Genomic DNA, 23,866 nt, shown 5'->3' on the forward strand with positions numbered 1-23,866 from the left:
GGCCTGTCCTTTCTGCTCGACTTCCTCGGCATCACCGACATCGTCAACTGCATCACCAAGGGCGACGTCGGCGCCTGCGTGAACACCCTCATCGGGATGATCCCGTGGGGCAAGGTGTTCAAGGCCGGCAAGGCCATCGTCAAGGGCATCAACAAAGCGTTCGTCGCATACAAGTCATGGCAACGCGCGATCAAGATCGCCGACGACGTCATCCGACGCACCGACGACCTGATCGCCGCGGCCAGGAAGAAGGCCGACGAACTCGCGCAGAAGGCCGGCGCGGCCGCCAAGAAGGCCGACGACGCACCAGGTGGCCTCGCCGACGACACCGCCGGCGCGGCGGCCGGAGGGGGTAAGCCCGGCGGGGGCGGTGGGGGATGCAAGTGCAAGTGCCACAGTTTCGACCCTGCGACGCCGGTGCAGATGGCCGACGGTTCAACCAAGCCGATCGGCGACGTCGAGGCGGGCGACCAGGTCCTAGCCAGCGACCCGTCGTCCGGTGCGACGACGATCCAGACGGTGGAGCGCAAACACGTCAACCTGGACAGTGACCTGGTCGACGTCACCCTGGCAAACGGTGACGGCGTCGCGACCCTCCACACGACACAGCATCACCCGTTCTGGTCCGAGACCCGGCAGGCATGGGTGGACGCGGCCGACCTCCAACCGGGCGAGCAGGTCCACACCCTCGACGGCACCACGACGGTGGTGCTCGACGTCGAGTTCCGCAACGCCACGAAGGTCATGCACGACCTCACCGTGACTGACGTGCACACGTACTACGTCGCGGCAGCCAGCACGCCGGTGCTGGTCCATAACTGCGATAACCTGAGTGCTGATGACCGGGAATTTCCCGGAGCGCACGTCATCGACGAACACGTCAATCCTTCGATTCAGGAGGCGAACCGCCTGGCGCTGTCGAAGGTGAGGACCCGACGGGATGGCACGCGGACGACCGGCGTCAACAGTGTGAGCTTCCCCCGCTTTGATGGAGCGGTGGTTACCTGCCTCCGGTCGGGGCAGGGGTGAGGTTGTCTGGCTCGTTCAGGGCGTGCCAGGCGGTCTCGTATTCGTCGGGGCTGCGGTAGCCGAGTTCGCGTTGGATGCGGCGGGTGTTGTACCAGCCGTCGATGTATTCGAAGATCGCGTTCTCGGCTTGGTCGCGGGTCTGCCAGCTGGTGCGGTAGACGAGTTCGATCTTGAGCGTGGACCAGAAGTTCTCCATCAACGCGTTGTCGTAGCTGTCGCCGACCGAGCCCATCGAGGGCAGGATCCCGTTGTCGGACAAGCGTTGCGTGAACCGGAACGACGTATAGTTCGAGCCCCTGTCGCTGTGGTGGATCAATGCCTGATCCCGCACGTCGCGGGTCCAGATGCCGTACTCGAGGGCGCCGAGGATCAGGTCGGTGTCGCAGCGGTCACCGGCCTTCCACCCAACGATCCGGTTGGAGTACGCGTCGCGGACCGCGGCCAGCCAGAACACACCCTCACCGCAGCGGATCCGGGTGGCGTCAGCGACCCACAACCGGTTCGGCGCGGTAGCGGTGAACTGCCGGTTGACCAGGTCCGGCGCCGGCGTCGCGGTCGGGTCCTGGACGGTTGACCCGCCGCGCCACCCGCGGCGCAGGAACGCACCCTGCCAGCCCTGAGCGGCCATCAGCCGCTCGACACGTTTGCGGCCGACCCGGATCCCGTCACGGCGCAGCTGCCGGTGCACCCGGTCCGCGCCATACGTGCAGCCCGACGCGGTCCAGATGTCATGAATGTTGGACAGCAACCCGCGGTCGACCAGGTCCCGGTCACACGGCTCGATGAACCGGGCGCGCCACGCGTAGTAGGTGGAAGCACTGATCTGCAGGACCCGTAGCAGGAGCGCGACCGCGAAGCGGCCAGTGTGTTCGTGGATGAACGTCATGACCGTCGCCGGGTCGGGTCGAGCTCCGCGGCGAAATACGCGCTCGCCGCCTTCAGGATCTCGTTCGCCCGCCGCAGCTCAGCGTTCTCCCGCGCCAGCCTGCGGTTCTCCTCGAGGAGATCGCTGGACGGCCGGTCGGTACGCTCCCCAGCGTCAGCCTCCGCCTGCCGGATCCAGTTCCGCAACGCCTCCGGATGCACGTTGAGCTGCTCAGCCAACCGGCGGATCACCGGCTTCGGGTCTGACTCCCGATACAGCCGCACAGCGCGCTGCCGCAGATCGGGTGAGTACTTCTTCGGTGGTGCCACGGATCTTCCCTTCCCACGGCCATCAGACCATGATCAAGAATCTCCATGAAAGCGGGGGTGGCTCAGTGTGTGGCGGGATGCGCAAACAGCCCAGGCGGTGGCGACGCAAGCCATCCAAGACAACACCCGTCTGATTCAAAGGTGGCTGAGAGGATCTGACCAGCAACTGGAGATCACCGGGACCTACGGTCGCCCAGGCACTTCTCTGGGGGCGGTCTTCACCTCTGCCGGTATGAATCCGACCAGCGCCGGCAACGGCTTTGTCATGGTCCTGCAGCGTGCACGCGGCCACCGAGGTGGCTACTACATTCACACACTGATCCCGAGATAGGAATCTGGCGATGGACCAGCCATTCTCCGATCTTGACTACGGGCTGAGCTCGCTCGCGGCCTTGTTCCACCAGGACTGGATGTTGGACGGTGACCACACGGCGACGCTGGACATCGTGCTGTGGCCCGAACAGTCGCCGTCCGCGGTGTTGGCGCTTCGCGACGACGCGACGGTCGTGGGAAATCTCGCGAACGACGAAATCGAACACCTGTGGGTAGTCGCCACAGATGAGTATTTCGTATTCAACGCGGGGACGGGATCGGGTGCGGAGTGGATCGAGTCCGTGATCGATCGTTGTGATGGCTGGCTCAGGGCACACGGACTGGACCCGGCTGGGCGCCTCGCGCGCCCGCCGGGCCCGGTCTTCCGCGGGGCGGTCGTGCCGGTGGTGAACGCGATCATCGATGCGCATGTCGAGGACGGTCACCTGCTCCTCGCAAGGCCTGGATTGATCAAATGCTCGGAGCTCGGGGCCGACAATCTCGCGCTCCGGCTGCTCGTGCGAATCGCCGCGGCCAGAGTGCTGTCGCTCACGCACGATCAGTACGCACAGTTGGACGCCTTGGGAAGGCAGCTCGGCTGCGGGGAGTTCGTGGTGTCCGCTGTCGAATACCTCGTGACATAGGCGGTGAAAGACATGGTGGGCGGTGACCGCCAAGACACCGCCCACCATGCCGGTCCTTATCCCGGGTCTTTCAGTAAGCCCGTGCGCGGTTCATGATCGGAAATGAGGAAGGCGCCTGCCATCTGGGATGATCTGGCTTGTCGAAGGCGCTGATCGTCCGCCATGGAAGGCACCTGCCGAGTGAAGGCTACCGGATCGCGTCCGAAGATCATCGTGAGTGCCGACGGGCGTGGCGTGGTCGGTCACGCCGGCGCACGGCTCCTCGCCGACGTCGCGGAGGTGACCGGCCTGACCGCGGCGTGCGGCGAGGCGTTGGCCGGGTTGCGGCAGCGACGCGGTGTGCATGACCCCGGCCGGGTCGCGGTGGATCTGGCGGTGATGCTCGCTGACGGCGGTGCGACGATCTCCGATCTGGCGGTGCTGCGGGACCAGGCCGCCCTGTTCGGGCCGGGCGTCGGACCCGACCGCGTGGCGGCTGCTGTCCAACATGGACGGTGCGGTCCTCGGCCGGCTCCGCGTCGCCCGCGCCCAGGCCCGGGAACTGGCGTGGGCGCAACGCCTCGAAACCCACGGTGCTCTGCCCGAGGCGTCCGCGGCGGGCCGGACGGTCCCTGGCCTGGTTCTGGATGTGGACGCGTCCATCGTCATCTGCCACTCGGAGAAGGAAGCGGCGACCCCGACCTGGAAATGAGCCGGCGGCAGTTCAACATCTTCTCATCGGGCAGGCCCCAGATCGACGATCCGGGCGTCGCAGACGACCTCTACGGCATCCCATCGAATTTGTTCGGTGGGGACAACTTCTCTGCGCTGCTCGAGGCCGCGATTCCCGGCTCTGGGAGAGTGGTCAGATGATGTCTTCGCCGGAGCTGGCCAGGGTCGCCAGGCGTCCCGATGGCCCCCCTGAAGGATTGCTTTCGGTCTTCTATGTCGAGGTGGAGGCGTGGAACAAGGCGGAGGCCTTCGGGGAGCGTCTGAGGGAGCTGGTCGCAGCTGGGCTGAAAGCCTGCATGGAGGCTGATTTCCAAGCTGAGACGGTATCGGAGGCCGACGTCCCTGCCTGGTCTGCGGACGCCTGGTTGAAGGCGGCCCCGAAATATGCAGCACATCGGGGTGATGAAGAGTGGACGGTTCAGGACTTCCTGTTTTCGTTCGAGCCCGGCCAGCGAACTTGGGCCTGGTGGGACGTGACATTGTCATGCGGCAATGTGGCGTGCATCTGGGTCGATTCAGGTGGGGAGCCCGTTTTCGGCTGCGAGGAGCTCCGGTGGATGGCTTATGTGGCTGGCGCCCGTTCGTTGGTCGGGCCGCTGCTGAGGGAAGCGGACGAATGGGAGCGGTCAGAGAGCCTCGGGGTGAGATCGGGAAACGACCTGCAAACCTGACGCGTGAGCACCGTCAAGCGTCAAGCGCCCGGCAGGCTGCGGCGGAGAACTCGGGTAACTGAATAGGTGTCTCGCGACGGAGTGGTGCCATCACCTTGAGTGTTGATCCCACTCTGTCGGCGTCGAACTGATCACCATCAAGGAACTTCTTGGACACGCGAACACCGGAGCGCCCCGTCCCGCGGCACCCAAGCCAGGGACGGGGCGCTTCACGTCGCCAACCGATTTCTCGGTACGGCTTGGCTGCCGTCATCGCGTCCCCACCGCAGTCACAGACCCGCCTCCGCGGGCGTATCCGCCGTCCACGTGCACCGACGTGCGCCGGCGTTGATGTCGCCGCTGATGTCACCATCGCCAGTCCTCTATGTCGGATCGGAGACGGTGACTACGAAACTCCAGGTCAACGGCACCATTCGGCCAATATCCCCGCCTCGCATTCCGTGAGAACTCCACACGTACTACGTGATTGCCGGTGACCAGTCGGTTCTGGTTCACAACTGCAACACGGCCGAAGAGGGCATGGCCGATATTGAAGAGAAACTCGGAATCGTTCAAGCAGCCGATCCGACTGTAGCGGTCATGGCGAGACTTGATGTGGGCGGCCGGTCTATGGGGGAGACGCGGGGTACGCGGTCATCCGCAACCCGGAAGACACGATAACCATCACCAGTCATCGAACGACCATGACCGCTGTGCACAAAAATCAAAAGGGCAGGTGGCGTGTCTTCTGATCTCAGCGGCAAGTTCATGTGCTGCTTCTGTTTAAAAGTCATCCGTCTTGAAGAAGATGGATATGCGATGCGAATGCGGCTCGCCAGCCTGTCGGACCTGCACACCCAGCAGGAAATGTACACCCATTCGACGTGCCTGAAGGAACGGCTTTACGGCGATTTCAATGTCTGGTGGGAGGAGTAGGAGCACATCCACCGATGAATGATTGCTCCCGGGGAGGCCCAGTGGCTGGGCTTCCCCGGACGTCGAGTCCCTGAGAAGGTGCCTGAGACGGGTGTCGCACGGCGTGTCCGGCTGGTTGGCGGTTCTGCCGGGGACGCTCCTGTCGGGTGCGGTTCGCCGGGTTCGGCCTGTAACGGCCGACGGCGACGGCCCGCCGGCACAAGCACCGCAACGCCGCGATCAGGTTCTCCGCCGACCCGTGCCGCGTTGCGCCGCTGCACCCGGTTGGCCTTGACATGCTCGGTCAACCGCTCGAAATCGACGGCCGAACCTCGTCGATGCGCCGCTCCGATCAGTGCTCCAGGACCCGGTTCCAGTACGTGCCGTACGCCTGACGACTGCCGTCGGTGACCGCTTCCCGCCCGACCGGGATGTACTCGGCGAACGTCGGCGCTGCCGGCCGCCCGGCGCCGAGGAGGTCGGCGGGGGAGACGCCCGATCGTTCCGCCGCGCCGGCCGGAACCTCGGCAACCGGAGAGCTCGGGCATCCGTCTGGTCTGTAGCATCGTCGAGTCCCGACGGGGCCGGACCGAGTTTGGAGTACCTCCGTGCCGTTGCGCCGCATCGCCGTACTCGGGTTGACCATCCTGGCCCTGACGCTCGGCGGCAGCCGCGGCGACAGCGGGCCGCCCGCGTCTGCTCCGGACGCGCCGGTCGCGGCGGCGCCGGTGGTCGCCGAGCACCCGGAGCCGACGGTCCAACCGAGCGTGCCGAGTCCCACGCCCTCGCCGTCCGCGTCAGCGCCGGTCATCATGACCGGCGACGGCCCGGTCGGAACGGTGCGCAAGACCGGGTCGGACGCGGTCGCGCTGACCTTCGACGACGGCCCGTGGGACGACACCCCCGCCGTGCTGGACCTGCTGGCCAAGCACCACGTCAAGGCCACCTTCTGCATGGTCGGCCGGCAGGTCGCGGCGCGCGCCGAGATGGTCCGGCGGATGGTCGCCGAGGGGCACACCCTGTGCAACCACTCGTGGAGCCATGACGAGATGCTGCGCACCCGTACGCCCGATCAGATCAGATCCGACATGCAACGCACCAACGACGCGATCCGGGCGGTCGCACCCGGCGCGGTGATCGGCTACTTCCGCGCCCCCGGCGGCAACTGGTCGCCCGGCATCGTGAGCATCGCGGCCGGCCTGGGCATGACGTCGATCTCGTGGACCGTCGACCCGCGGGACTGGAGCGGCCCGGGTGTCCAGTCGATCGTCAACACCGTGCTGACGAAAACCGGTCCCGGCGGGATCGTGCTCCTGCACGACGGCGCGGGGCCGCAGACGGTCGCCGCGCTGCGCACGATCCTGCCCGGCCTGGCGGGCCGGTTCACCCTGATCGCCCTCCCGGCGCCGACCGGCGTGGCCCAGACCTTGCGATAGGAGACCGCCGGGCAACTCAGCCGGTCCTGACGGCGGCCGGGTCGAAGGACGCCTGGCCGGCCCAGCACGATGACGTGGTAGGGAATCGGGCCGAGACCTGACGTCGGCCCGAACCGGTGCCGCCGCGGACCGGGGTGCGCCGTCCATGGGTCCGAAGTCCAGAGACCCGGAAGCCAGGCCCGCCCGCGGTTCCGTCACGCCGGCCTCAACGGCCCACGGGTGCCCCAGGCCGAAGAACGGCACCCCCTGGGCCGATCCCCGGCCCAGCTGGACGGCCGACGCGAAACATGCTCGCAACAGGCGGAAACTTGCAGGTCAACAGCGGTATGAAGGTCCGCCGAAACGTTTGAGATCCGCGTTGCCGGATGCATTGACGTGTCGTGAGTCACGGCTCTATCGTGAACCACCAGTTCACTGAGTGATCCGATCCAACGGTTCACTGAGTGAAACACTACCGCCGGACGACGGCTCCCGAGAGGTTTCGGAGAGTGCCTGCACATGACCGCGACAAAGATCGTTCCGCCGCCGACGTCGGCCGAGACGGGGCGCGCCCAGCGCGGGCGGCAGCAGTTGGCGCAGGGCCGGTCCCTTCGCGAACCTAACGTGAAGAAGCACGTCATCAACACCGTCGGCTCGATCGGGGTCGTCGCGCTGCTCGCCGGGCTCTGGGAGGGGTACAAGGCGCTGGGCCAGGCGGTCGGCGACGTCATCCCCGGAACCAGGATCGGCTTCCCGGTGGCCACCGACGACCTGTCGATGCCCCACCTCTCGACGATCCTGCACTCGCTGATCGAGCCGGCCCGGCGCGGCGACTCGATGTCCCTGGGTGCGTACCTGATCGGCGAGACCACGGTGACCCTGCGCGAGGCCCTCTACGGCCTCGTCGCCGGCTCCGTGCTCGGCCTGCTGCTCGCGATCGTGTTCCTCAACGTGGTCCCGATCAGCAAGGGCCTGATGCCGTGGCTGGTGGCCTCGCAGACGGTGCCGCTGGTGGCGATCGCCCCGATGATCGTGATCTGGGGCGGCAAGGCCGGCGCCCCGCCGTGGATCGCCGTGACCGGCATCGCCGCCTACCTGGCGTTCTTCCCGGTCACGATCAACACCCTGCGCGGCCTGAAGTCGCCGCAGAAGGTGCACTTGGAGCTCATGCACAGCGTCGGTGCCAAACGCCGCCAGGTGCTGTGGTGGCTGCGAGTGCCGGCCTCGCTGCCGTTCGTGTTCGCCGGGCTCCGGCTGGCCGCGACGGCGAGCGTCGTCGGCGCGATCGTCGGCGAGCTGTCGGCGGGCACCGGTCGCGGCATCGGCCGGTCGATCCTCACCTTCGCCTACTACTACTCGAACGGCCCGGAGAAGCTCTACGCGGCCGTCCTCGTATCCGCGGTCGCCGGCATCGTCTTCGTGCAGCTGCTGGGCCTGATCGAGCGATTCGCGCTCCGGCACCGCCATGCGTGAGCAGTCCAGAAAGAGCCAAGAACCCATGGCTCGGACCGCGTCAGCGGCGGACCGTCGCTCCCGCCAGGTATCCCGGCGTCCGCGGTGGCAGCACCGCACCGAACCTTCGACATGTGCCTGGAGTAGCTGATGACTGAGCCCGCCATCATCTCCGTCCGCGGAGTCAACAAAGAGTTCAACAGCGGCGGCAAGCGCTCGGTGACCGCGCTGCAGAACATCGACCTGACGATCGAGCGCGGCGAGTTCGTGTCGCTGCTCGGCCCGAGCGGCTGCGGCAAGAGCACCCTGCTGCGCGTGCTGGCCGACCTCACCGAGCCGACCAGCGGCACGGTGACGATCAACGGCAAGACGCCCCGCGCCGCCCGGACCGACCGCGACTACGGGATGGTCTTCCAGCAGGCCGGCCTGTTCGACTGGCGCAGCGTCCAGCGCAACGTGGAGCTGCCGCTGCAGGTCGCCGGGGCCGACAAGCAGGCCCGCCGGGCGAAGGCGCAGGAGATGCTGGAGCTCGTCCGGCTCTCCGAGTTCGCCAAGCACTTCCCGTGGCAGCTCTCCGGCGGCATGCAGCAGCGGGTGGCGATCGCCCGCGCGCTCTCCGCCGATCCGGCGATCCTGTTCATGGACGAGCCGCTGGGCGCGCTGGACGAGATGAACCGGGAGCGGCTGCAGGGCGAGCTGCTGCGGATCTGGGCCGACACCCGGACCACGGTCGTGTTCGTCACCCACAGCATCTCCGAGGCGGTCTTCCTGTCCTCGCGGATCGTCGTCATGTCGGCCCGCCCGGGCCGGATCGCCGCGAGCATCGACGTGGACCTGCCGTACCCGAGGACCGCGGCCACCCGCACCACCGAGGCGTTCTTCGCCAAGGTGACCGAGGCCCGCACGGCGCTGCACAGCGAGCTCGCCGAGCAGGCCGTCTGATGGCCGTCACCCAGGCCGTCCAGCCGTCCCGGCTGCGGGCCCAGCTCGGCCGCGTCCTGCCGGTCGTCGTCACCGCCCTGGTGATCCTCGGCGCGTGGCAGCTCGCCGTCATCGTGTTCGACGTCCCGTCGTTCATCCTCCCGACGCCGACCGCGATCCTGTCCGCGTTCGCCGGCCAGCTCGGCACGATCATGTCGGCCTCCCGGATCACCGTGGAGGCGGTCCTGCTCGGCCTGCTCATGGGCGTGGTCTGGGGCGTCGTGGTGGCGCTGGTGCTGAGCCGGTTCCCGAGCATGTCCGGGCCCGTGCTCACCGTGGCCGTCATCGTCAACTGCGCCCCGATCGTGGCTCTGGCGCCGATCTTCAACAACTGGTTCGGCGTCACCAGCCTGGTCTCCAAGGCCGGCGTCGCCGCCGTGATGGTGTTCTTCCCCGTTCTGGTCAACACGACCCGGGGACTGCTCCAGGTCTCACCCTTGCACCTGGAGCTCATGCAGTCGCTGGCGGCCAAGCCCCGACACGTGGCGCTGATGCTGCGGCTGCCCAACGCGCTGCCCTTCCTGTTCAACGCGTTGAAGCTCGGCTCCACCCTCGCCGTCATCGGGGTGATCGTGACCGAGTACTTCGGCGGCCCGAGCAACGCACTCGGCGTCTACATCGCCTCGCAGGCGTCGCTGCCCCGGTTCGACTACGCCTGGGCCGGAATCCTCGTGGCGAGCGCGCTCGGCCTGGCCATGTTCGGCGTCGTCTCGCTGCTGGAGCGCCTCCTCATGCCCTGGCACTCCTCGCTGCACGACGAGAACCCGTAGGCGTCGCACCCCCTCCCTCAAAGCCCCCGAACTCTTCTCTGCTTTGGAGTCACCAATGTTCCTTCGTAGACGGCCGGGCCGGTTGGCAGCCGGTCTGAGCGCCCTCACCGCCACCGCGCTGCTCGCGACCGGCTGTGGCGGCATGTCCGACAGCGGCACGCAGGCCGCGTCCGACGCCGGCAAGGACTGCAAGTCGAAGACCAAGGTCCGCGTCGTGCTCCAGTGGGTCGCCCAGGCCCAGTTCGCCGGCTACTACGCGGCGAAGGACAAGGGCTTCTACGACGCGGCGTGCCTGGACGTGAACATCCAGGAGGGCGGCGTCAACATCGTCCCCCAGCAGATCCTCTCCTCCGGCAACGCCGAGTTCGCGGTCAGCCACGTCACCAAGACGATGGCGACCCGCGAGCAGGGCGCCGACCTCGTCAACATCGGCCAGGTCTTCCAGCGCGGCGCGTACCTGCAGGTCGCCTGGGCCGATTCGGGCATCAAGACCCTCGCCGACCTCAAGGGCAAGAAGACCGGCAGCTGGGGCTACGGCAACGAGCTGGTGCAGTATGCGGCGATGCGCGGCGCGGGCGTCGAGCCGGCCAAGGACACCCAGATCATCCAGCAGCCGTTCGACATGTCGCTGCTGCTCAAGCGCGAGGTCGACAGCGCGCAGGCGAAGACGTACAACGAGTACGCCCAGCTGCTGGAGACCAAGAACCCGAAGACCGGCAAGCTGTACCAGCCGTCGGACTTCACCGCGATCAGCCTGCAGGACGCCGGCTACACCAGCCTCGAGGACGGCATCTACGCCCGCGGGGACTGGCTCAAGGACCAGGCCAACCAGGACACCGCGGTGAAGTTCCTCAAGGCGTCGTACCAGGGCTGGGCCGCCTGCCGCGACGACCTCAAGGGCTGCGTCGACATCGTGCTCAACCACGGCAGCGCGCTGGGCACCGGTCACCAGACCTGGATGCTCACCGAGGTCAACAAGCTGATCTGGCCGTCGCCGAACGGCATCGGCGCGATGGACCAGAAGTCGTGGGACTCCACCATCGACATCGCGATCAAGGGCGGCGTGCTCAAGAGCAAGCCGGACAGCAGCGCGTTCCGCACCGACCTGTCCGACAAGGCCCGCGAGGAGCTCAAGGCGGCCGGCGTGGACGTCGCGGGCAGCTCCTACCAGCCCGAGACGCCGACGATCACCGAGGGCGGCAAGTAGCCGCGCGGGGTGCCGGACGGGGTAACGGCCTCGTCCGGCATCCCGGTGGCCGCCGCGCCTGCCAGGATGGCATCGAAAGAATTGCCGCTGACGATGGCAAGCGGATAACGGGAGGAACTCGATGGTATCTGGTGAAGCCGGCCTGGTCCGGCGCACCATCTGGCTGCTGCGCGCGGTGGCCGCCCACCCCGAGGGCGTCGGCCTCAGCGAGGTCGCGCGCGAGGCGGGCATTCCGAAGGCGACCTGCTACCGGGTGCTGACCGTGCTCGAGCGGGAGAGCTGGCTGACCCTCGACCCGGTGACGCGGCGGTACCGCGTGTCCCTCGGCCTGCTGTCCATCGTGGGCGGCCTGCTCGACGGCGGCGGCGCCTATGGCCACATGCGTGACGTCCTGCGCGGCCTGGCGGGGGAGACCCGGGAGACGGCGGGATTCGACGTCCTGCTCGCCCCGAAGGTGATGGTCGTGGCCCAGGTGCCGGGACCCTCGCTCATCGGCCAGACCGTCAAGCCCGTGCCGCGGACCCAGCCCGTGTGGGCCACGTCCACCGGCAAGGTGCTGCTGGCCGCGCTCGACCCGGCCGAGGTCCGGGCCGACTTCGCCGAGGAGTTCGCCGCGTTCGCCCCGCCGGAGGTCGGCGACCTGGACACGTTCATGGGCTCGCTGGCCGCGGTCCGCGCCCGCGGGTTCGCGTTCGCCTACGACGAGCTCGAGGTCGGCGCGGCCTCGGTGGCCGCGCCGGTGCGAATCCGGGGCACCACGCCGTACGCGGTCTGGATCGGCGGCCCCACCTACCGGCTCACCCGAGACCGGATCGACGAGGTGGCGGAGTCGGTCATGAAGGCCGCCCGGCAACTCAGCGAGCTGCTCAGCAATACCGACATCGAGCTGCCCAGTGGGCTAGGCCGGCTGTAACGCCGGCGATGGACCGGACCGGGGACGACCGGCCGGTGGAGGAGGAAGCAATGGCCTCATTTGACGAGGCGCTGGCCGCGGCGACGGCGGCGGCCGGCCGGGTGCCGAAGGGCCTGTACATCGACGGCGAGTGGCGGGCGGCCCAGGGCGGCAAGGCCCTGGCGGTCGAGGACCCGGCGACCGGCTCGGTGATCGCGGAGGTCGCCGACGCATCCGTCGCCGACGCGCTCGACGCCCTGGCCGCCGCCGACCGGGCCCAGCACACCTGGGCCGCCACGGCGCCGCGCGAGCGGGGCGAGGTGCTGCGCCGGGCGTTCGAGCTGATGGTCGAGCGCCGCGACGACCTGGCCGGGCTGATGACCCTGGAGATGGGCAAGGCCTTCGCCGAGTCGCAGGCCGAGGTCACCTACGCGGCGGAGTTCTTCCGCTGGTTCGCCGAGGAGGCCGTCCGTATCGACGGCGGCTACCTGCCGGCCCCGGCCGGCGGCTCCCGGGTGCTGCTCATGCGCCAGCCGGTCGGCCCGTGCCTGCTCATCACCCCGTGGAACTTCCCGATGGCGATGGGCACCCGCAAGATCGGTCCGGCGCTCGCGGCCGGCTGCGCGGTCGTGGTGAAGCCGGCCAAGCAGACCCCGCTGTCGATGCTGGCGCTGGTGGCGATCCTCGAGGAGGCCGGCGTCCCGCGGGGCGTGGTCAACGTGTTCACCACGGCCCGCTCGGGCGAGGCCAGCTCGGCGCTGCTGGACGACCCGCGGTTGCGCAAGGTGTCGTTCACCGGCTCGACCGAGGTGGGCCGGACCCTGCTGGGCCAGGCCGCCCAGCGGGTGCTGCGCACGTCCATGGAGCTCGGTGGCAACGCGCCGTTCCTGGTCTTCGGCGACGCCGATCTCGACCTCGCCATCGAGGGGGCCGTCCAGGCCAAGATGCGCAACGTCGGCGAGGCCTGTACCGCCGCCAACCGCTTCTATGTCCAGCGCTCCGTCGCGGAGCGGTTCGTCAGCGGCCTGGCCGAGCGCCTGGGCCGCCTGCGCGTCGGTCACGGGCTCGACCCGGCGACCGAGGTGGGCCCGCTCATCGACGGCAACGCCGTGAAGTCGGTCGGTGAGCTGGTCTCCGACGCGACCGCGGCCGGCGCCCGGGTCGTGACCGGGGGAGCGGCCGTCGACGGCGACGGGTACTTCTTCGCCCCGACGGTCCTGGCCGACGTGCCCGGCGATGCCCGGACGGTCCGCGAGGAGATCTTCGGCCCGGTGGCCCCGATCGTGGTCTTCGACGCCGAGGACGAGGCGGTCGGCCTGGCCAACGCCTCCGAGTACGGCCTCGCCTCCTACGTCTTCACCGAGAACCTGGGCCGCGGCCTGCGCGTCAGCGAACGCCTCGAGAGCGGCATGGTCGGGCTCAACCAGGGCGTCATCTCCAACCCGGCGGCGCCGTTCGGCGGGGTGAAGCAGTCCGGGCTCGGCCGCGAGGGCGGGCGGGTCGGCATCGACGAGTACCTGAACATCAAGTACACGGCCGTCCGGGCGAACTGGTGACCGGCTTCGTCCTGGCCGGCGTCCAGTGGGAACCGGTGCTCGGTGACGTCGAGGGCAACCTCGCGGCCTCGTCGGCCTGGATCCGGCGGGCCGCGGCCGAGGGGGCCCGGCTCGTCGTGCTGCCCGAGGCGTCCTCGGCCGGCTACGTGTTCGAGGACCGGGCGGAGGCGGTGAAGTACGCGGAGCCGATACCCGACGGCCTCACGACCACCGGCTGGGCCGCGCTCGCGGCGGAGCTGGGGATCTGGATCGTCGGCGGCCTGACCGAGCTCGACGGGGAGCGGGTCTACAACTCCGCGGTGGTGCTCGGGCCGGACGGCCACCTGGGCACGTACCGCAAGGCCCACCTCTGGAACGACGAGAAGCGCATCTACGACCCGAACACGGCCGGCTTCCCGGTGTTCGACACCCCGCTGGGGCGCATCGGCGTCGGCATCTGTTACGACGCCTGGTTTCCCGAGATGTTCCGCAGCGCGGCCGTACAAGGTGCGGATCTTCTCGTGCTGCCGTCGAACTGGGTGCCCGTGCCCGGGCAGCCCGACACCGGGCCGGCGATGGCGCACCTGATGTGCATGACGGGCGCGCACAGCAACCAGTTCTTCGTCGCCGGCGTCAGCCGGATCGGCGTCGAGCGCGGGCAGGAGTTCGTCGGGCGGTCCGTGCTCGTGGGCCCCGACGGCTGGCCGCTGGCCGAGCCCGCGAGCCGCGACCGCGAAGAGCTGGTGCTGGCCGAGGTCGACCTCATCGGCACCCGCCGGGAGCGCCGGGAGAACCCGTTCAACCAGCCGCTGGCCGACCGGCGGACCGACCTCTACTCGAGCTGAGCTTCGAGTCCTCACGGCTCTTGACAGCCCCCCGCAGTGTCTACAGTATTTGAACCGACGGTTCGTTCAATGAACCACAAAGGAGTGATCGTGATCAGGGTCCGGAAGATCGTTCGCCACATCGAGGAGACCTGGCTCGAGAACGGTCAGGACGTGCAGCCCCGCCACCGCGTCGCGTTCGTCGGGGTCGTCATCGAGAACCCCTACCCCAGCGAGTACGTGCAGGATCTGGTGACCCTCGCCGACGAGCTGGGCGAGGAGATCGGCAGCCTCATCGGCCCGGCCTGCGTCGAGCTGCTGGGCGACGAGGTCGAGGCCTTCGGCAAGGCGGCGCTCGTCGGCATCGACGGGGAGCTCGAGCACGGCTCGGCGCTCATTCACAACCTGCGGTTCGGCAACATGTTCCGCAACGCGGCCGGCGGCACCGAGCTGCTCCCGGCGGCCGAGAAGGTCGGGCTCACCGGCAGCCCGATCGACATCCCGCTCAAGCACAAGCTGGACTCGAAGACCCGCTCGCACCACCAGACGGTGACGCTGCAGGTCGCCGACGTCCCGCGCCCCCGCGAGATCTTCGTGATCGTCGCCGCGGCCAACGCCGGCCGCCCGCTCGCCCGCCTCGCCACGTTCGGCGCCGAGGTCAAGGCCGGCGCATGACCATCACCGAGAACCAGATCGGCACCGACGCCTGGACCGCGGAGCGGGTGAAGGCGGTCGACAAGGAGTACGTCATCCACTCCTGGTCGGTGCAGGGCTCGCTCGACCCGATCCCCGTCGCCGGCGGCTCGGGCTCGTGGTTCTGGGACTACGACGGCCGCAAGTACCTGGACTTCCAGTCGCAGCTCGTCAACCTGAACCTGGGCCACCAGCACCCCCGCCTCGTCGAGGCGATCCGCGCCCAGGCCGAGGAGCTGTGCTACATCGGCCCCGGCTTCGCGGAGCGCTCGCGGGCCGAGCTCGCCGAGATGATCGCGAACCTGACCCCCGGCGACCTGAAGATGAGCTTCTTCACCACCGGCGGCGCGGCAGCCAACGAGAACGCGGTGCGGCTCGCCCGCCACGTGACCGGCCGGCACAAGATCGTCGCGCGGTACCGCTCCTACCACGGCGCCACCGCCGGCGCGATGTCGCTCACCGGCGACCCGCGCCGGTGGGCCGCGGAGCCGGGCATCAGCGGCGTGGTGCGGATGCTCGACCCGTACACGTACCGCTGCCCGGCCGGGCACCCCGACCCGTGCCCCGTCTGCTCGGGCGGGCCGCACCTCGAGGAGATCCTGCAGTACGAGAACCCCGAGACCGTCGCCGCCGTCATCGTCGAGCCGGTCACCGGGACCAACGGCCTGCTCTACCCGCCGGACGGGTACCTGCAGTCGCTGCGCGAGGTCTGCGACCGGTACGGCATCATCCTGATCTTCGACGAGGTCATGGCCGGCTTCGGCCGCACGGGTGAGTGGTTCGCCTGCAACCACTGGAACGTCACGCCCGACATCCTCATCACCGCCAAGGGCCTGAACTCGGGCTACGTCCCGCTGGGCGCGATGACGGTGAACGAGCGGATCTCCGAGTGGCTGCGGACGAACATGTTCTGGGGCGGCATGACCTACGCCGGTCACCCCCTCGCGTGCGCCTCCGGCGTGGCCTCGCTGCGGATCATGCAGGACGAGGGCGTCGTCGACAACTCGCGGGCGATGGGCGAGCGCCTCGGCGCCGGCCTGGCCCAGCTGGCCGGGCGGCACCCGAGCATCGGCGACATCCGCGGCCGCGGCCTCTTCTACGGCGTCGAGCTGGTGAAGAACCGCGCGACCAAGGAGCCGCTCGTCCCGTTCAACGCCAAGGGACCCGCGGCCGCCCCGGTCGGCAGGCTGCTCAAGGCCGCGATGGAGCGGGGCGTGTACCTCACCGCCAACTTCAACGTCCTGCGCCTCACGCCGCCGCTGGTCATCAACGCCGCCGAGATCGACCTGGCGCTCGGCGTGCTCGACGAGGTCCTCGCCCTCGCCGACGAGCACTACCAGGGCTGAACGCGACACAGGCGCAGTGACAGGGGAGTGACATGGGATCGACACTGATTCGCGGCGGCACCGTCGTCAACGCCGACTCGGCGATCCGCGCCGACGTCCTGGTGCGCGACGGGCGGATCGTCGCGCTCGGTATCGGTTCGGACTGGACCGCCGCCGAGGTGATCGACGCGACCGGCATGCTCGTCATCCCGGGCGGGATCGACGCGCACACGCACCTGGAGTACCCGATCGACGGGTTCACCACCAGGACGGCCGACGACTTCTACACCGGGACCGTCGCCGCCGCGCACGGTGGCACCACGACGATCCTGGACTTCGTCAAGAAGGAGCCGGACCGGTCGCTGTACGACACGTACCTGCGCCGCCGCGACGCGGCCCTGGAGCGCTCGGTCATCGACTTCGGTCTGCACGCCATCGTCCCGCCCCGCGCCCAGCAGCCCGACGTGCTCGACGACCTGCGCCGGCTCGTCGGGGAGGGGGCGGCCAGCTGGAAGTTCTTCATGGCCTACCCGGGCACCCAGATGGTCGACGACGGCGAGCTGCTCGAGGGCTTCGACCTCGCCCGTGAGCTCGGCGTGCTGCCGATGGTGCACGCCGAGAACGGGCACATGGTGGCCCGGGAGACCCAGCTGCTCATCGACCGCGGGGACACGGCCGAGCACTTCCACGCGACCGCCCACGGCCACGACTCCGAGGCCGAGGCGGTGCACCGCGCGATCGTGCTCGCCGAGGCCGTCGGGGCGCCGCTGTACGTCGTGCACGTCTCCAGCGCCGCCGCGGCCGACGAGATCAGCCGGGCCCGGGCCGACGGCCGCCGGGTGTGGGCGGAGACCTGCCCGCAGTACCTGCAGGTCGCCTACGAGGACTACGAGGGCCTGGGCGAGAAGGCCGCGGCCTACCTGTGCTCCCCGCCGATCCGCGAGCGCAGCAACCAGGAAGGCCTGTGGAAGGCGCTCGTCACCGGCGCGGTGGCGACGGTCGCGACCGACCATGCGGGCTTCTGCCTGCACCAGCCCGACGACCTGCCCCCGCAGAAACTGCGCAGCCCCGGGTACTTCCCCAAGGTGCCCAACGGCGTGCCCGGCATCGAGGACCGGCTCATGGTGCTCTGGGAGGGCGGCGTGGCGAGCGGACGCTTCGACGCCTGCCGGTTCGTCGACCTGGTCTCGACCCGGCCGGCCAAGCTCTTCGGCCTGTTCCCCCGCAAGGGGATCGTCGCCGTCGGGGCCGACGCCGACCTGGTGGTGTGGGACCCGGCGGCCGACCACGTCATCACCACCGAGAACACCCACATGCGCACCGACTACAACCTCTACGACGGGATGCGGGTGACCGGCAAGCCGGTCCACGTCCTGTCCCGCGGCGACCACCTGGTCGGCGCCGACGGCTCCTTCTCCGGCGCCGCGGGCCGCGGAGTCTTCGCCGAGCGCGGCGCGCCGCACCTCTTCTGAACGGAGCGTTCTTCGCAATGAAAATTCCTCTTGGCATCCATGTCGGCGAGCGGCTCAGCCTCGAGCAGACCTACTGGCAGGCCGAGTTCGCCGACCAGAACGGCTTCGAGTCGGTCTGGGTCGCCGAGGGGCGCCTCGCCCGCGACGGCATCGTGCCCGCCGCGATCATCGCGAGCAAGACCCGCAACGTGAAGATCGGCACCGGTGTCGTCAACAACAAGAGCCGCAACGCCGCGCTCATGGCGGTCACCTTCAAGACCCTCGACGAGGTCGCGCCCGGCCGCGCGATCCTGGGCATCGGCGCCTGGTGGGAGCCGCTCGCGACCAAGGTCGGGCAGCCCCTCGTCAAGCCGATCGCGTCGATGCGCGAGTACATCACCGTCCTGCAGTCGTTCTTCCGCAACGAGCTCGTCGACTTCGAGGGCGACTTCGTGCAGATGCGCGGCGTGCGGTTCGACAGCATGTACCGCGAGAACAAGCCCGTCGACATCCCGATCTACATCGGCGCCGTGGGCCCGAAGATGCTCGAGCTGGCCGGTGAGATCAGCGACGGCGTGCACATGGACTTCCTGCTGCCGCCGTCCTACCTCGTCGGCGCGAACGCCGCCATCGAGCGCGGCCTGGCCAAGCGCACCGACGGCAAGACGTCGATCGACCTCACCCAGATCGTCTCGTGCAGCATCAACGACGACGACCCGCAGGAGGCCATCGACGCCTGCAAGGCCTTCCTGACGCTGTACCTGTGCCAGCAGCCCCACATCGCCGAGCACTGCGGCGTCGAGCGCGAGCTGGTCGACCGGCTCCAGGAGATCGCCGGCTGGCCCGCGACCCCCGAGGACATCAAGCGCGCGATGCAGCTCGTCCCCAACAGCCTGGTCCAGAACGTGACCGCCTGTGGCTCGACGGACGACGCGTTCGAGAAGCTGATGTCGTACCACGAGGCCGGCGTCCGCAGCCCGATCATCTCGACGCTGGGCGACAAGGAGCAGACCCTCACCCGGCTCGCCCAGGCGGCCAAGGCATGAGCGTCACCACGATCGCCGTCATCGGCGGGACCGGTCCCCAGGGCCGCGGCCTGGCCTACCGCCTGGCTCGCGCCGGACACTCCATCGTGCTCGGCTCCCGCTCGCCCGAGAAGGCCGAGGCCGCCGCGGTGGAGCTGCGCCGCGGACTCGAGATCGCGTCCGTGGAGCTGCGGCACCAGGCCGGGGACATCACCGGTGCATCCAACCTCGACGCGGCCGCCTCGGCACCCGTCGTGCTGCTCGCCGTGCCCTACGACGGCCACACCGAGCTGCTGGAGGCCCTCGCCGGCAAGCTGGCCGGGAAGGTCGTCATCAGCTGCGTCAACCCGCTGGGCTTCGACAAGCAGGGCCCGTTCGGCCTCGACGTCCCCGCGGGCAGCGCCGCCGAGGAGGCCGCGTCCCTGGCCGACGGCGCCACGGTGGTGGGCGCGTTCCACCATCTCTCGGCCCCGCTGCTGCTCGACCCGGACGCGGACCTGAGCCACGAGGACGTCCTGGTGTGCGGCGACGACCGCGAGGCCAAGGAGCTCGTCATGGGCCTGGCCGCCGACGTGACGGGCGGCCGGGGCGTCGACGCGGGCCGGCTGCGGCTGGCCCGTCAGCTGGAACCGCTGACGGCCGTGCTCATCTCGGTGAACAAGCGGTACAAGACCCGTTCCGGGGTGTCCATCACCGGCCTGACCCAGGCCTCCCACGAGAGGGCCCCCGCGTGAAACTCGCCGCGCTGCAACTGCAGGCCTCCAACGACCGCAAGGAGACGATCGGCCGCGCCGCCGACCTGATCGACGCCGCCGCCGGCCAGGGCGCCCGGATCCTGCTGCTGCCGGAGCTCTTCGCCGTGCCGTTCGTCCAGCCGGAGCCGGACCTCGACTACTTCGAGCTGGCCGAGCGCATCGACGGCCCCTCGAACCAGATGGCCGCCGAGCGCTCGCGGCAGCACAACATGACCGTCGTCTCGTCGATCTTCGAGGCCGCCGACGTGCCGGGCGTGTACTACAACACGGCCTGCACCTACGTGGCCGGCGAGCTCAAGTCGGTGTACCGCAAGTCGCACCTGCCCTTCTCCAACGGCTTCCCGGAGAAGTTCTACTTCCAGCCCGGCGGCGCGGAGCCCGAGGTCGTCGACACCGGCGAGACCGGCGTCGGCACCATCATCTGCTACGAGCGCCACTTCCCGGAGCTCAGCCGGATCGTGGCCCTGCGCGGCGGCTCGGTGCTGTGCGTCCCGGTCGCCTCGGCCAGCGCCCCGATGCGCGAGGTCTTCCAGCTGGAACTGCGCGCGCACGCGGTGTTCAACGGCCTGTTCGTGATCTGCTCGAACCGGGTCGGCAAGGAGGGCGTCAAGGACTACTTCGGCCTCAGCGCCGTCTACGGCCCGGACGGCGACGTGCTGGCCGAGGCGGCGGACGGCGCCGACGGCCTGGCGGTCGCGGAGGTGGACCTGAGCCTGATCGACCGCACCCGGCGCAAGCGGCCGTTCCTGCGGGATCGGCGGCCCGAGCTGTACTCGCGCCTGACGAAGATGGGCCCGACGGCCTGACCCCGAGCCGGTGCGGCGCATGCGATGTCATGGCTCATTGCATGCGCCGTGCCGTTCCACCCACCCCTGCGTCCGCCTCGCGGCATCACAGGGCGAAGCGGTCGACCTGCTCCTGGATCTGCCCGGCGAAGCCCTCCGCCATGGCGAGCTGGTCGCGCAGGGTCTGCACGCGGGCCTGGGCGGCCTGGTGGAAGCCGTGCAGCCGGGCGACGGTTCGGGCTGGGTGGATGAGCAGCAGGTCGCGGCCGGGTTGGGCGAGGAGGACGACGAGGTCGCCGGCGGTGAGGTGACACAGCTGCCGGATCTGTGCCGGGGTGGCGAGGAGGCCGGTGGCGCCGATGGTGTGCCGTCCGGCAGGGTCGGAGGTCGCGGTGATGACGCCGGCCGTGATGTCGAACATGGCGGGCCGGCGGTGTGGACCTACCCCGGCAGGCTCGGGGCGCAGTGTTCCCCTCAGTCGCAGTCGTGTCCGCTTTTCGACTTCGATCCGCTCTTCGACTTGCTCTTGCTGCTGCCACCGCTCTTCCCGCCTGGTTTGCCGGCGATGCTCATGGTGATCGTGTCGCAGGTGCCGCCCGAGACGAGGTTGCAGGCGCTGAGGGCCGGCGTGAGCAGCAGGGCCGCGAAGGCGGCGGTGATGGCTTTGCGGGTGCGGGTCATGGCGGTTTCCGTCCGTGGTTGGCGCTGTCCTCGGAATGATGCACGGCGTTGTCAATTCCGTGGATCAGGTCTCCGACACACGGATGCGGCGTTGCTCACTCATCCACCCAGCAGGGCGCGGAAGGGGCGCGGGAGCGTGTCGCTCCCGCGCCCTGACCGTCAGCGTGCCCCTCGGCCGGCCGTCAGGCGGCCTTCACGAAGTACTGTGCGGCCGATCCGTTGCAGTCCCAGATCTGCAGTCGCGCGCCGTCCGCTGTCGAGCCTGACGGGGAGTCCAGGCACTTGTTGGAGTTCGGGTTGCGCAACCGGTTACCTTCCTGGACCCAGTTCTGTGCGCCGCTGCCGTTGCAGTCCCAGAGCTGCACCTGCGTGCCGTTGGCCGTGCCCGCGCCGTTGACGTCGAGGCACCGGCCCAACGTCCGCAGGGTCTGGCCGTCCCGGCTCCACTGCTGGTCCTTCGAAACAGCGGACCCCTGGCACGTCCACAGCTGCACGGCCGCGCCATTGCCGCCCGTGTCGTTTCCGGCCACGTCCACGCACTTGCCGCCCGGCCCGTTGATCTGCGTCGCGGGTCCGCCCGGCGTCGTGCCCCCGTCCTGGTAGTAGCGCACGTAGTCGATCGATGCGGTGAGCGGGAACTGGCCCTGCACGGGGTTCTGTCCGGGGTACGAGCCGCCCAGCGCCAGGTTGAAGATGATGTGGAACGGCTTGCGGAACTCCTCCAGGGTCGCCGGTGTCGTGTCGATCACGTGCGTTTGCGTACCGTCGACGTACCAGCGGATCTGTGCGGCCGTCCACTCGATCGCATAGACGTGGAAGGCCGCGGCGTTGTTGACGGCGGGGTTCGCGACGTAGTTCGCGTTCTGGCCCGCTGTCCACGGGAACACGCCGGTCCGCAGATCCCAGAAGATGTTGTTCGTGACGGTCGCGTTCGCGTTCGCGTGTTCCATGATGTCGACCTCGCCGCAACTGGCCCAGTTGGTGGGCAGGCGGTCGTAGTAGGTCTGCGCCGGGTTGTAGGCGCTCGTGGACGTCTCGTCGCACGCGTCACCGAGCATCCAGAATGCCGGCCACGAGCCGGTGGCGGTCGGGAGCGCCATGCGGGCCTCGATGCGGCCGTACTGGAAGGACCGCTTCGTGTCCGTCGTCATGCGGCACGACGTCTGGTACCAGTTGCGGCCGTTGACCACGATGGGCGTCGTGAGCCAGTTGGCGCGCATCACGAGGTTGCCGCCGGACTGCGAGCAGTTCTCGGGGCGGTACCATTCCCACTCGCCGTTGCCCCAGCCGTCGAACGTGTTGAGGCCAGGGTTGAGGCCGTTGCCGACGTTGTAGTTCCAGTTGGCGCTGCTGGGCGCGCCGGACCCGTTGAACTCGTCGGACCACACGAGGTTCCATGCGGCGTGTGCGGGCTGCTGCAGGACGACCGCGCTGCCGACGAGCGCAGTGACGGCCGCGGTGAGCAGGATCATGAGACGTCGGCGGCGGGGCATCCGGGGTGTGTGTTCCTGTCGGGTCTCCACAGCGATTGTGCCCTTCTCGAGCAGGGGCCTCACGTGGCGGCGTGAGAGCGCTCTCAGCATCGTCATCGACTGGAAACCTTGTTGTCAACAACCTGTCATGCTTCAGTAACGGACTTTGTGCAAGACGCGACGAACTGGTGTCGCCGCACGGAAGCAGGCGGCGACACCAGCGTGCGCGTCAGCTCAGCCGCGGGCCTGTCCGGTGACCTCCGGCGGGTAGGTGGGTTCCAGCCACTCGCCGTGCAGCTTGAAGTCGCCGAATTTCGCTCTGGTACGGATGTTTCCGCCGAGCGATCCCATCGATCCGCCCGCTACCGGCCAGGTCGCAGGGTTGCCGTCAGTGGTCTCCCAGGCCGCCAGGCCGGCGCCGTCGAACAATGCGATGCGCGGTACCGCAGCGACGGCGACGTTGTCGAGGTTGGCGCCGTTGGCACCCGTCGTCGTCACCCGGATCTTGCTCTGCCCGGCCGGTAGCGTCGCGGACAGCGATACGGTTCGCCAGGTGTTCCACGCGTTTGTCAGCGGGAACGAAAACGCTGGGCTGGCAGTCGTGCCGTTGACCGCGACGGCCAGCGGGCGGTCGGTGGTCCCGCCGTTGGCGTAACGGAATGCCAGCGAATAGCTTCCCGCGCTCGGCACGTTGGCGGTCCATTCGGTGTACCCGCCGGTGTTGGCCGTCGTTGCGAAGTCCGCGTAACCGGTCCCGCTGTACCCGGCATGCTCGGTCGACACGGTCGCGCCGCTGAGCGCCGCCTGCTCAGCCTCGTAGGTACTGCCAGGCAGCGCATTGAGCGTGTACCAGGCCTCCGTGCTCCACAGGGTCTGCCCCGAAGCCGAACTGAACGGCCGCGGCGACTGCACGTGGACCACCCGCCCGGCCTCCAGGCCGTTGATCCTCAACGTGACCTTCGTGCCGTCGGCCGAAGGAATGGCCGAGCTGACGCCCGGCGTTTCCAGATCGACCTTCGGCCCGCCATAGTCGGAGGTCGGCGTGTACCGCCATTGCTGGACGGCGTACCGCGACGTCAGCGCGGCCGGCCCGGCAGCCATCCGGGCCTCCGAACCGGGAGCCGATCCGCGAGCCGTCCACATGCATC

Annotated in this window: 25 protein-coding genes and 1 pseudogene; 20 read left to right on the plus strand and 6 right to left on the minus strand. The window is 69.0% G+C overall.

Going from position 1 to position 23,866, the window contains the following annotated elements:
• A partial coding sequence (locus AB0I21_RS45265; RefSeq protein WP_360570301.1) for a polymorphic toxin-type HINT domain-containing protein occupies window positions 1-1,029 on the plus strand: 1,029 nt, incomplete at its 5' end.
• Here AB0I21_RS45265 and AB0I21_RS45270 read toward each other — a convergent pair.
• Entirely contained in the window at window positions 1,001-1,915 is a 915-nt protein-coding gene (locus tag AB0I21_RS45270; protein ID WP_360570303.1) for an IS3 family transposase, read from the minus strand. The genes AB0I21_RS45265 and AB0I21_RS45270 overlap by 29 nt on opposite strands.
• Window positions 1,912-2,223 carry a transposase gene (locus AB0I21_RS45275; protein WP_360570304.1) on the minus strand — a complete coding sequence of 104 codons (312 nt, stop codon included), beginning with the start codon at window positions 2,221-2,223 and terminating at the stop codon, window positions 1,912-1,914. The genes AB0I21_RS45270 and AB0I21_RS45275 overlap by 4 nt, the downstream gene beginning before the upstream one ends.
• Window positions 2,224-2,290: 67 nt before the next feature.
• Here AB0I21_RS45275 and AB0I21_RS45280 point away from each other — a divergent pair, with 67 nt between their 5' ends.
• From AB0I21_RS45280 to AB0I21_RS45370, 19 genes and pseudogenes are all read left to right on the plus strand, one after another.
• Window positions 2,291-2,554: an RNase A-like domain-containing protein gene (locus tag AB0I21_RS45280; protein WP_360570306.1), complete on the plus strand. Its 264-nt coding sequence runs from the start codon at window positions 2,291-2,293 to the stop codon at window positions 2,552-2,554.
• A 10-nt stretch (window positions 2,555-2,564) separates the two neighbouring features.
• Window positions 2,565-3,179: a hypothetical protein gene (locus AB0I21_RS45285; protein WP_360570308.1), complete on the plus strand. Its 615-nt coding sequence runs from the start codon at window positions 2,565-2,567 to the stop codon at window positions 3,177-3,179.
• Between the two features lie 162 nt (window positions 3,180-3,341).
• Window positions 3,342-3,867 (plus strand): annotated as a pseudogene (locus tag AB0I21_RS45290) (transposase); the annotation flags it as partial.
• Between the two features lie 160 nt (window positions 3,868-4,027).
• Window positions 4,028-4,561 (plus strand): hypothetical protein, encoded by a 534-nt coding sequence (locus AB0I21_RS45295; RefSeq protein ID WP_360570310.1) that lies wholly within the window; start codon window positions 4,028-4,030, stop codon window positions 4,559-4,561.
• A gap of 720 nt (window positions 4,562-5,281) precedes the next feature.
• Window positions 5,282-5,476: a hypothetical protein gene (locus AB0I21_RS45300; protein ID WP_360570312.1), complete on the plus strand. Its 195-nt coding sequence runs from the start codon at window positions 5,282-5,284 to the stop codon at window positions 5,474-5,476.
• 587 nt (window positions 5,477-6,063) lie between these two features.
• The gene (locus AB0I21_RS45305) at window positions 6,064-6,891 is read left to right on the plus strand and encodes a polysaccharide deacetylase family protein (RefSeq protein WP_360570314.1); all 828 of its coding nucleotides are present in this window, start codon (window positions 6,064-6,066) and stop codon (window positions 6,889-6,891) included.
• 498 nt (window positions 6,892-7,389) lie between these two features.
• Window positions 7,390-8,343, plus strand: coding sequence for an ABC transporter permease (locus AB0I21_RS45310; RefSeq protein WP_360570316.1), 954 nt, complete (start codon window positions 7,390-7,392; stop codon window positions 8,341-8,343).
• Window positions 8,344-8,472: 129 nt separating this feature from the next.
• Window positions 8,473-9,264, plus strand: coding sequence for an ABC transporter ATP-binding protein (locus AB0I21_RS45315; protein ID WP_360570318.1), 792 nt, complete (start codon window positions 8,473-8,475; stop codon window positions 9,262-9,264).
• Window positions 9,264-10,073 (plus strand): ABC transporter permease, encoded by an 810-nt coding sequence (locus tag AB0I21_RS45320; RefSeq protein ID WP_360570320.1) that lies wholly within the window; start codon window positions 9,264-9,266, stop codon window positions 10,071-10,073. Before AB0I21_RS45315 ends, AB0I21_RS45320 begins: the two co-directional genes overlap by 1 nt.
• A 55-nt stretch (window positions 10,074-10,128) precedes the next feature.
• Entirely contained in the window at window positions 10,129-11,280 is a 1,152-nt protein-coding gene (locus AB0I21_RS45325) for an ABC transporter substrate-binding protein (RefSeq protein WP_360570322.1), read from the plus strand.
• Window positions 11,281-11,401: 121 nt separating this feature from the next.
• A complete protein-coding gene (locus AB0I21_RS45330) occupies window positions 11,402-12,193 on the plus strand; it encodes an IclR family transcriptional regulator (protein WP_360570324.1) in 792 nt (263 codons plus the stop codon).
• Window positions 12,194-12,243: 50 nt separating this feature from the next.
• The gene (locus tag AB0I21_RS45335; RefSeq protein WP_360570326.1) at window positions 12,244-13,728 is read left to right on the plus strand and encodes an NAD-dependent succinate-semialdehyde dehydrogenase; all 1,485 of its coding nucleotides are present in this window, start codon (window positions 12,244-12,246) and stop codon (window positions 13,726-13,728) included.
• The gene (locus tag AB0I21_RS45340) at window positions 13,725-14,552 is read left to right on the plus strand and encodes a nitrilase family protein (protein ID WP_360570329.1); all 828 of its coding nucleotides are present in this window, start codon (window positions 13,725-13,727) and stop codon (window positions 14,550-14,552) included. The genes AB0I21_RS45335 and AB0I21_RS45340 overlap by 4 nt, the downstream gene beginning before the upstream one ends.
• Window positions 14,553-14,642: 90 nt before the next feature.
• Entirely contained in the window at window positions 14,643-15,206 is a 564-nt protein-coding gene (locus AB0I21_RS45345) for an amino acid synthesis family protein (RefSeq protein WP_360570331.1), read from the plus strand.
• Complete coding sequence (locus AB0I21_RS45350) at window positions 15,203-16,570, plus strand: aminotransferase class III-fold pyridoxal phosphate-dependent enzyme (protein ID WP_360570333.1); 1,368 nt, start codon at window positions 15,203-15,205, stop codon at window positions 16,568-16,570. The genes AB0I21_RS45345 and AB0I21_RS45350 overlap by 4 nt, the downstream gene beginning before the upstream one ends.
• 32 nt (window positions 16,571-16,602) lie before the next feature.
• Complete coding sequence (gene hydA, locus AB0I21_RS45355) at window positions 16,603-18,021, plus strand: dihydropyrimidinase (protein ID WP_360570335.1); 1,419 nt, start codon at window positions 16,603-16,605, stop codon at window positions 18,019-18,021.
• A gap of 17 nt (window positions 18,022-18,038) precedes the next feature.
• Window positions 18,039-19,046 carry an LLM class flavin-dependent oxidoreductase gene (locus tag AB0I21_RS45360; RefSeq protein WP_360570337.1) on the plus strand — a complete coding sequence of 336 codons (1,008 nt, stop codon included), beginning with the start codon at window positions 18,039-18,041 and terminating at the stop codon, window positions 19,044-19,046.
• Window positions 19,043-19,759: an NADPH-dependent F420 reductase gene (npdG, locus tag AB0I21_RS45365; RefSeq protein ID WP_360570339.1), complete on the plus strand. Its 717-nt coding sequence runs from the start codon at window positions 19,043-19,045 to the stop codon at window positions 19,757-19,759. Before AB0I21_RS45360 ends, npdG begins: the two co-directional genes overlap by 4 nt.
• Entirely contained in the window at window positions 19,756-20,586 is an 831-nt protein-coding gene (locus tag AB0I21_RS45370; protein WP_360570341.1) for a nitrilase-related carbon-nitrogen hydrolase, read from the plus strand. The genes npdG and AB0I21_RS45370 overlap by 4 nt, the downstream gene beginning before the upstream one ends.
• Before the next feature lie 85 nt (window positions 20,587-20,671).
• Here the strand turns inward: AB0I21_RS45370 and AB0I21_RS45375 are convergent, their stop codons facing one another.
• The 4 genes from AB0I21_RS45375 to AB0I21_RS45390 all read right to left on the minus strand — a co-directional run bounded on the left by AB0I21_RS45375 (window position 20,672) and on the right by AB0I21_RS45390 (window position 23,819).
• A complete protein-coding gene (locus AB0I21_RS45375) occupies window positions 20,672-20,986 on the minus strand; it encodes a hypothetical protein (protein WP_360570343.1) in 315 nt (104 codons plus the stop codon).
• A gap of 53 nt (window positions 20,987-21,039) precedes the next feature.
• Window positions 21,040-21,246: a hypothetical protein gene (locus tag AB0I21_RS45380; protein WP_360570345.1), complete on the minus strand. Its 207-nt coding sequence runs from the start codon at window positions 21,244-21,246 to the stop codon at window positions 21,040-21,042.
• Between the two features lie 182 nt (window positions 21,247-21,428).
• A complete protein-coding gene (locus AB0I21_RS45385) occupies window positions 21,429-22,739 on the minus strand; it encodes a ricin-type beta-trefoil lectin domain protein (protein WP_360570346.1) in 1,311 nt (436 codons plus the stop codon).
• Window positions 22,740-22,952: 213 nt separating this feature from the next.
• On the minus strand, window positions 22,953-23,819 hold the full coding sequence (locus tag AB0I21_RS45390; RefSeq protein ID WP_360570348.1) for a carbohydrate-binding protein: 867 nt from the start codon (window positions 23,817-23,819) through the stop codon (window positions 22,953-22,955).
• Window positions 23,820-23,866: the final 47 nt, after the last annotated feature.

The organism is Dactylosporangium sp. NPDC050588 (assembly GCF_040654975.1).
In the GTDB taxonomy this organism is placed as follows: Bacteria; Actinomycetota; Actinomycetes; order Mycobacteriales; family Micromonosporaceae; genus Dactylosporangium; species Dactylosporangium maewongense.